General features: G+C 40.3%; 9 protein-coding genes. 3 read left to right on the forward strand and 6 right to left on the reverse strand.

The annotated features are described in order from the left end of the window. Positions 1–54: 54 nt before the first annotated feature. The 5 genes from HT736_RS06555 to HT736_RS06575 all read right to left on the reverse strand — a co-directional run bounded on the left by HT736_RS06555 (position 55) and on the right by HT736_RS06575 (position 3,582). Positions 55–444 carry a cytidine deaminase gene (locus HT736_RS06555; protein ID WP_000246089.1) on the reverse strand — a complete coding sequence of 130 codons (390 nt, stop codon included), beginning with the start codon at positions 442–444 and terminating at the stop codon, positions 55–57. Then, positions 431–1,093: a deoxyribose-phosphate aldolase gene (gene deoC, locus HT736_RS06560; RefSeq protein ID WP_119943141.1), complete on the reverse strand. Its 663-nt coding sequence runs from the start codon at positions 1,091–1,093 to the stop codon at positions 431–433. The genes HT736_RS06555 and deoC overlap by 14 nt, the downstream gene beginning before the upstream one ends. A 19-nt stretch (positions 1,094–1,112) precedes the next feature. Beyond that, positions 1,113–2,390: a pyrimidine-nucleoside phosphorylase gene (locus HT736_RS06565; protein WP_119943139.1), complete on the reverse strand. Its 1,278-nt coding sequence runs from the start codon at positions 2,388–2,390 to the stop codon at positions 1,113–1,115. Then, positions 2,387–2,977: a class I SAM-dependent methyltransferase gene (locus HT736_RS06570; protein WP_119943137.1), complete on the reverse strand. Its 591-nt coding sequence runs from the start codon at positions 2,975–2,977 to the stop codon at positions 2,387–2,389. The genes HT736_RS06565 and HT736_RS06570 overlap by 4 nt, the downstream gene beginning before the upstream one ends. A 215-nt stretch (positions 2,978–3,192) precedes the next feature. Next, the gene (locus tag HT736_RS06575) at positions 3,193–3,582 is read right to left on the reverse strand and encodes a hypothetical protein (protein WP_119919808.1); all 390 of its coding nucleotides are present in this window, start codon (positions 3,580–3,582) and stop codon (positions 3,193–3,195) included. A 199-nt stretch (positions 3,583–3,781) separates the two neighbouring features. Between HT736_RS06575 and coaA the strand changes: the two genes are divergently transcribed. The 3 genes from coaA to HT736_RS06590 all read left to right on the forward strand — a co-directional run bounded on the left by coaA (position 3,782) and on the right by HT736_RS06590 (position 5,571). Beyond that, on the forward strand, positions 3,782–4,702 hold the full coding sequence (coaA, locus tag HT736_RS06580) for a type I pantothenate kinase (RefSeq protein ID WP_119943135.1): 921 nt from the start codon (positions 3,782–3,784) through the stop codon (positions 4,700–4,702). Between the two features lie 67 nt (positions 4,703–4,769). Next, positions 4,770–5,006, forward strand: coding sequence for a 30S ribosomal protein S20 (rpsT, locus tag HT736_RS06585; RefSeq protein WP_001274000.1), 237 nt, complete (start codon positions 4,770–4,772; stop codon positions 5,004–5,006). A gap of 52 nt (positions 5,007–5,058) precedes the next feature. After that, positions 5,059–5,571 (forward strand): DNA topology modulation protein, encoded by a 513-nt coding sequence (locus HT736_RS06590; protein WP_000684199.1) that lies wholly within the window; start codon positions 5,059–5,061, stop codon positions 5,569–5,571. A gap of 94 nt (positions 5,572–5,665) precedes the next feature. Here HT736_RS06590 and deoD read toward each other — a convergent pair whose 3' ends face one another. After that, positions 5,666–6,376, reverse strand: a complete 711-nt coding sequence (gene deoD, locus HT736_RS06595; RefSeq protein ID WP_031243322.1) for a purine-nucleoside phosphorylase — start codon at positions 6,374–6,376, stop codon at positions 5,666–5,668. Positions 6,377–7,076: the final 700 nt, after the last annotated feature.

A 7,076-nucleotide genomic window follows, 5' to 3' on the forward strand; every position in this document is an offset into this window, starting at 1 on the left:
GCAAGTATGGATTGGTTGGCCGCAAGGACCGTGCCACTCAGAGAGCGACTCAGACTAATTTAAGTCTGTAAAAGAGTATGGAAGTAATTCCCCGACCGTCATCTCGACCGTCGATTTATCTTTTGCGACTAAGGTCACTTTTAGATCTTGTTCAAAAAATTCGACCATTACTTGGCGACAAGCACCACATGGTGAAATCGGTTTTTCAGTTTGACCATAAACAATCAGCTCTGAAAATTCTCTTTGCCCTTCAGATACAGCCTTAAAAATGGCTGTTCTCTCACCGCAATTGGTCAAAGGATAGCTAGCATTTTCGATATTCACTCCCGTGTAAACACTTCCGTCTTTGGCTACTAAAACTGCTCCGATAGGAAAGTGAGAATAGGGGACATAGGCATGTTTGCTGGTTTCAATTGCCAGTTCAATCAACTCAGTAGTCGCCATCTGCCAATTCTCCTTTTAGAATGGCTACCCCAGCTGACGTTCCGATACGGGTCGCCCCTGCTTCTACAAAGGCTAGAGCATCTGCATAAGAACGAGCTCCACCAGCAGCCTTGACACCCATCTCAGTTCCAACTGTTTCACGCATTAGTTGAACATCTGCTATCGTAGCACCACCAGTTGAAAAGCCAGTAGATGTTTTGACAAAGTCAGCTCCAGCTTTTTGGGCTAATTGGCAAGCCACAACTTTTTCTTGGTCTGTCAGAAGGCACGCTTCAATAATGACTTTCACTAACTTGTCACCACTTGCTTCTACAACAGCACGGATGTCCGATTCAACCAAGGCTAAATTACCTGATTTGAGAGCCCCAACATTGATCACCATATCAATCTCATCTGCACCATTTTGGATAGCTTCTTTTGTCTCAAAAGCTTTCACAGTTGAAGTTGTTGCCCCCAAAGGGAAACCTACTACTGTGCAGACCTTGACATCTGTGCCTTCAAGCCCTTTTTTGGCATGTTCAACCCAGGTCGGATTAACGCAAACACTGGCAAAATCATACTCTCTAGCCTCAGACAACAAACTATCAATTTGTTTTTCCTTTGCATCTTGCTTTAAAAGCGTATGATCGATATATTTATTTAATTTCATATTCGGATTCTCCTGCGGTTTATGAGATAATTTCTATAATTTCTCGTAAACTTTGCACCCTATCATTTATTTTAACATATTTTTGAAAATCTGTAACTAGCTGAGGAGAAATTTTTCCATTTGTGTATACTTTTGCAACAATTTCTCCCTTTTGAACGGAATCTCCCACCTTCTTTTCAAAAACAATTCCTGTTTCATAGTCCAAGGCATCAGACTTGACTGCACGGCCTGCCCCCAGTCTCATGGCATAAAGCCCAAATTCCATTGCTGGAAGAGCTGAAATGACACCCGTTTCCTGAGCAGGGATTTCCACCACATGGGTAACATTGACAGGACGATAGAGGTCTTCCAAGTCTCCACCTTGGGCTTGGACCATCTCCTCAAACTTAGCCAGTGCTTGACCATTTTCAAGATGTTGGCGAACTTCTTCAACTGTTTTATTTACATTTGCCAAACCAAGCATAATTTGAGCCAACTCACATATGAAGTGAGTAATATCCTGACGGCCTTGCCCTTGTAAAATCTCCAGTGCTTCAAGGATCTCCAGACGATTTCCAATCGCTCGTCCCAAGGGCTGACTCATATCCGTAATCACTGCTACCGTCTTTCGACCAACTGCCTTACCAAGTTCCACCATGGTTTGAGCCAATTCACGCGCCTCATCAACCGTCTTCATGAAGGCACCCTCACCGACAGTCACGTCTAGCAAAATAGCATCCGCTCCTGCCGCGATTTTCTTGCTCATCACCGAACTAGCAATCAAAGGAATCGTGTCAACAGTTGCGGTCACATCACGAAGGGCGTAGAGAAGCTTGTCAGCTTTAACCAGCTGGTCTGATTGCCCAATGACAGATACTCCAATATCCTGAACCTGACGAATAAAATCCTCTTGACTGCGTTCTACTTGATAGCCCTTAATGGACTCCAATTTATCAATTGTTCCACCAGTATGGCCGAGACCACGACCACTCATTTTTGCCACAGGTACACCGAAGCTAACAACAAGGGGAGCCAAAATCAAGGTCACCTTATCACCAACACCACCCGTAGAATGCTTGTCTACCTTAACCCCATCAATAGCTGATAAATCAAACTCTTGACCAGTCTTAACCATCTTCATAGTCAAATCTGAGATTTCTCGTGTCGTCATTCCTTTGAAATAAACAGCCATAGCAAAGGCAGACATCTGATAATCAGGAACAGTTCCTGACACATAGCCTTCAACTAGCCATTCAATTTCACTCGAAGTCAGTTCTTGACCATCTCGTTTTTTTTGGATTAAATCAACTGCTCTCATTCTTTCACACTTCTAAGGATATAGTATCCCTTATCTTTTTTGACGACTTCACAGTTGCCAAAGACATCTTCCATCTTGGACTTAGCACTTGGGGCCCCTTGTTTTTTCTGGATAACGATTGTTAAATCTCCACCAGTTTCCAAAAAATCTTTGCTTTTCTCAATGATTTCATGAACCACTTGCTTACCCGCACGGATAGGGGGATTTGAAATGACATGGTCAAATTTCCCTTTAACTTGTTCATAGATGTTGGACTGGAAAATCGTCGCTTCTACTTTATTTCGTTCAGCATTTTGTCGTGCCAAATCCAAAGCACGATTGTTGATATCGACCATGGTCGCCTGAACTCCATAAGCCTTTGCTAAAGACAAGCCCAAAGGTCCGTAACCACAGCCTACATCAAGGACAGTTTCTCCTTGATTGACCTCAAGACACTTGAGCAATAGTTGACTTCCAAAGTCAATCATTTTCTTGCTAAAAACACCCGCATCCGTTAAAAAGGTCATTTTTTCTCCCAACAAGTCCACTCTCAACTCATGAATGTCGTGAGCAGCGTCAGGATTTTCTGCATAGTACATTTTATTCATAACCCTATTCTATCATATTTTGGATCGAATTGTAAATCGTTTACATATCCAGAATAAAACAAAAAGATTGAAGGAAGGTGCGTTACAATAGCTCCCCTTCAATCTCTTTCAACTTTTATAAGCAACTTGTATTTCATCTAGGACTACAGCTATCATTGCCATGATAAAACACATAACACAAGATTTATTGTCTATCATCAGACGCATTTTGATTACTATTGCTTAATCATCAACAAAATTCCCAACAAAATGTTTAGATAAAAGCCCAACTGATAAGTTTGTGTCAGGATTTCCAAACTTGTCCAAAATCGTATCAAATCTTCTAGCGATCTTCTAGCGAAATAACCCTCTGTCGCAATCCATAGAACTAAAAAGAAATAACTACCAGCAGCAAGCCATTTCGTCCACCGTTTTTTTAGGAAGAAAGCAATCAAAAGCGAACAGATAAAGACAGCTGTTACAATGGCATGTTCCATCAAAAAAGTAAAACCGTAATAGATTTCCACAAAGCGTCTACCATTATCCGCATTGACTCCTTTTATAAAAGGTAAGGCAAAACTTAAAATAAAACAGAGTTCCAATAGGTAACGTTTCAAGATTTTCATAGTACACCTCCTATAAGTTATAAACCCCAAAGCCCCCTTTATAGCTGATAAGTCAGTAGAAAGCAGCTCCTACTTCATCAATAAATTGTTCATCCTCTATCTACTTATATTATATACTATTGACTTACCACATTCAAGAAACCGCTTTATTTTTTTAACTTTTTATGGTATGATAGACAAAATATCTAGGGGAAAACAAATGACCAACGAATTTTTACATTTTGAAAAAATCAGTCGCCAGACTTGGCAATCTTTACATCGAAAGACGACACCTCCTTTGACAGAAGAGGAATTAGAATCCATCAAGAGTTTTAATGACCAGATTAGCTTGCAGGATGTTACCGATGTCTATCTCCCCCTAGCCCATCTCATCCAGATTTACAAGCGTACCAAGGATGATTTGGCCTTTTCAAAAGGGATTTTCCTTCAACGTGAAAGCAAATCCCAGCCTTTTATCATTGGGGTTTCTGGGAGTGTTGCCGTTGGAAAATCCACAACCAGTCGCCTACTTCAAATCCTACTGTCCCGTACACTTACAGATGCTACGGTTGAGTTGGTAACAACTGACGGCTTTCTCTATCCCAACCAGACCTTGATTGAACAAGGGATTTTAAATCGTAAGGGATTTCCTGAAAGCTATGATATGGAAGCTCTTCTCAACTTCTTGGACTGCATCAAAAATGGACAAGATGTGGATATTCCTGTCTATTCTCATGAAATCTACGACATCGTACCTGAAGAGAAACAAAGTGTCAAAGCTGCTGATTTTGTGATTGTTGAAGGAATCAATGTCTTTCAAAATCCACAAAACGATCGTCTCTATATCACTGACTTCTTTGACTTTTCCATCTATGTAGATGCTGGAGTGGATGATATTGAGAGTTGGTATCTGGACCGTTTCTTGAAAATGCTGAGCCTAGCCCAAAACGACCCTAATAGCTACTATTATCGTTTTACACAAATGCCGATTGGGGAAGTGGAATCCTTTGCCCATCAGGTCTGGACCAGTATCAATCTCACAAATCTACAAAATTATATTGAACCAACCAGAAATCGTGCGGAAGTGATTCTTCATAAAAGCAAGAACCATGAAATCGATGAAATTTACTTAAAAAAGTAATTTTCCCTTGTCAAAACGTAAGTTTTCAGATATAATGGTATAGTTAGTAAATATGGAGGTAAGAACATTGGCAAACATTAAATCAGCTATCAAACGCGCTGAATTGAACGTTAAACAAAACGAAAAGAACTCAGCTCAAAAATCAGCTATGCGTACTGCTATCAAAGCTTTCGAAGCAAACCCATCTGAAGAACTTTTCCGTGCTGCTAGCTCAGCTATCGATAAAGCAGAAACTAAAGGTTTGATTCACAAAAACAAAGCAAGCCGCGATAAAGCTCGTCTTTCAGCTAAACTTGCTAAATAAGAAACAGTCCATAGAGGCTGTTTTTTTGTCTCCAAATTGGAAAAGGTAGAAAATGAAAATCGCAATTATCGGATATTCTGGTGCTGGTAAGTCAACGCTAGCTGAAAAGTTATCTCTCTACTACTCCATCCCAAAACTTCATATGGACACACTCCAATTTCAACCTGGTTGGCAAGACAGTGACCGTGATTGGATGTTAACCGAGATGAAAAATTTTCTCACCAAGCATGAAGCTTGGGTCATCGATGGTAATTATTCTTGGTGTTATTACGAAGAAAGAATGCAGGAAGCTAACCAGATCATCTTTTTAAACTTCTCTGCTTGGAATTGTTTGCTAAGAGCCTTTAAGCGCTATTTAAAATACAGAGGAAAAGTGAGAGAAAGCATGGCTAAGGGATGCCCCGAGCAATTCAACTGGGAATTTATTCGTTGGATTCTCTGGGATGGTCGAACAAAAAATGCTAAGGATAGATACCAATATTTAAACAATACTTACCCAGAAAAGATGCGTATTCTCCATTCTCAAGCAGAGATTGATTGTTTTTTGCAATCTCTTAAAAAATAGACGGTAGAGCAACATTTCATTAAGGTCACAGTATGGACTGAATGACTAAAAAAGGAAGATTTTCATCCAGAAAGTCTTCCTTTTGTGTTCTCTTTTATTCAGCAATCAAGGTTTCTAATCCAACCTTCATCATATCGGTGAAGGTATTTTGACGTTCTTCTGCAGTCGTGTCCTCATCTGGATTAACCAAGCTATCAGAGATTGTCATAATAGCTAGCGCATCAACATGGTGCTGAGCAGCCAGATAGTAAAGAGCTGCTGCTTCCATTTCCACAGCCTTGACCCCCCATTTACCAAGCTCAATGTTCTTTTCAAAGTAGTTTGAATAAAAGACATCAGATGACAAAACGTTCCCAACGTGGGTTGTCATACCGAGATTTTTGGCAATATGATAAGCCTTATCAAGCAAATCAAAGCTAGCGATTTGTGGGAAATCATACTGTGGCCAGTCATTACGGACGATGTTTGAGTTAGTTGCAGCTGCCTGAGCCAAAACCAATTCACGGACGTGAACATCTTCATTCAAAGAACCTGCTGTTCCCACACGGATCAATTTTTTCACACCGTAGTCAACAATCAACTCACGCGCATAAATCGAAATAGATGGCATTCCCATCCCAGTTCCCATAACAGATACACGGTGGCCCTTGTAAGTACCAGTGTAACCAAACATGTTACGCACTTCGTTAAAACAAACAGCATCTTCAAGGAAATTCTCCGCAATAAACTTAGCACGAAGAGGATCCCCAGGAAGAAGAATTTTATCAGCAATTTCACCCTGCTGAGCAGCAATATGGATAGACATAATTTATGATACAAAGAGCGACAAGAAAACGACTGAAAATTAGGAATCTGACGAGAAATCCTGATTTTTCAGTCAGATTATCTATTTTCCAAGTTTTCCGCTCGTGTTCAAATCAGAACACACGCTCTACCTTTCTTTATTTTATATTGAGAAAGATACCAAACCCGTCAAAAAGCAAAGGGAAAATAGGAGTTGAGTGCAGTGAGCGATGCTCGCTAGACCAACTATCTTTTTCCCACTGCTTTTAGGGTGGGGTCAATTCCTTTCTTTCTTAACTTTGATGATATTGAGAAGATTAGACCGGATTCAATTCAAACCCGAACTCCCCTTCTCTTCTGAGTTTTTAGAAAAGTTTTCCGCTCGTGTTCAAATCAAAACACATGCTCTACCTTTCTTTTTTATATTTTATATTGAGAAAGATACCAAACTCGTTAAAAAGCCAAAGGGAAAATAGGAGTGGGGCGCAGTGAGCGATGCTCGCTAGACCAACTATCTTTTCCCACTGCTTTTATGATGGGTTCAATTCCTTTCTTAATTTTGATAATATTGAGAAGAGTAGATCGGATTCAATTCAAACCCGAACTCCCCTTCCTTTCTAAGTTTTTCCGCTCATGTTCAAATTAGAACACGCGCTCTACCTTTCTGTTTATACTCTTTGAAAATCTCTTCAAATCACGCCAACGTCGCCTTGCCGTAGGTA

The organism is Streptococcus sp. 339, assembly GCF_013277285.1.
GTDB classification, from domain to species: Bacteria; Bacillota; Bacilli; order Lactobacillales; family Streptococcaceae; genus Streptococcus; species Streptococcus pseudopneumoniae.

What these genes read in the sequence shown, in the direction of transcription:
- HT736_RS06575 (WP_119919808.1), bottom strand. Translation starts at nt 3,582, where the DNA reads ATGAAAATCTTGAAACGTTACCTATTGGAACTCTGTTTTATTTTAAGT.
- HT736_RS06570 (WP_119943137.1), bottom strand. Translation starts at nt 2,977, where the DNA reads ATGAATAAAATGTACTATGCAGAAAATCCTGACGCTGCTCACGACATT.
- deoC (WP_119943141.1), bottom strand. Translation starts at nt 1,093, where the DNA reads ATGAAATTAAATAAATATATCGATCATACGCTTTTAAAGCAAGATGCA.
- HT736_RS06590 (WP_000684199.1), top strand. Translation starts at nt 5,059, where the DNA reads ATGAAAATCGCAATTATCGGATATTCTGGTGCTGGTAAGTCAACGCTA.
- coaA (WP_119943135.1), top strand. Translation starts at nt 3,782, where the DNA reads ATGACCAACGAATTTTTACATTTTGAAAAAATCAGTCGCCAGACTTGG.
- HT736_RS06565 (WP_119943139.1), bottom strand. Translation starts at nt 2,390, where the DNA reads ATGAGAGCAGTTGATTTAATCCAAAAAAAACGAGATGGTCAAGAACTG.
- HT736_RS06555 (WP_000246089.1), bottom strand. Translation starts at nt 444, where the DNA reads ATGGCGACTACTGAGTTGATTGAACTGGCAATTGAAACCAGCAAACAT.
- deoD (WP_031243322.1), bottom strand. Translation starts at nt 6,376, where the DNA reads ATGTCTATCCATATTGCTGCTCAGCAGGGTGAAATTGCTGATAAAATT.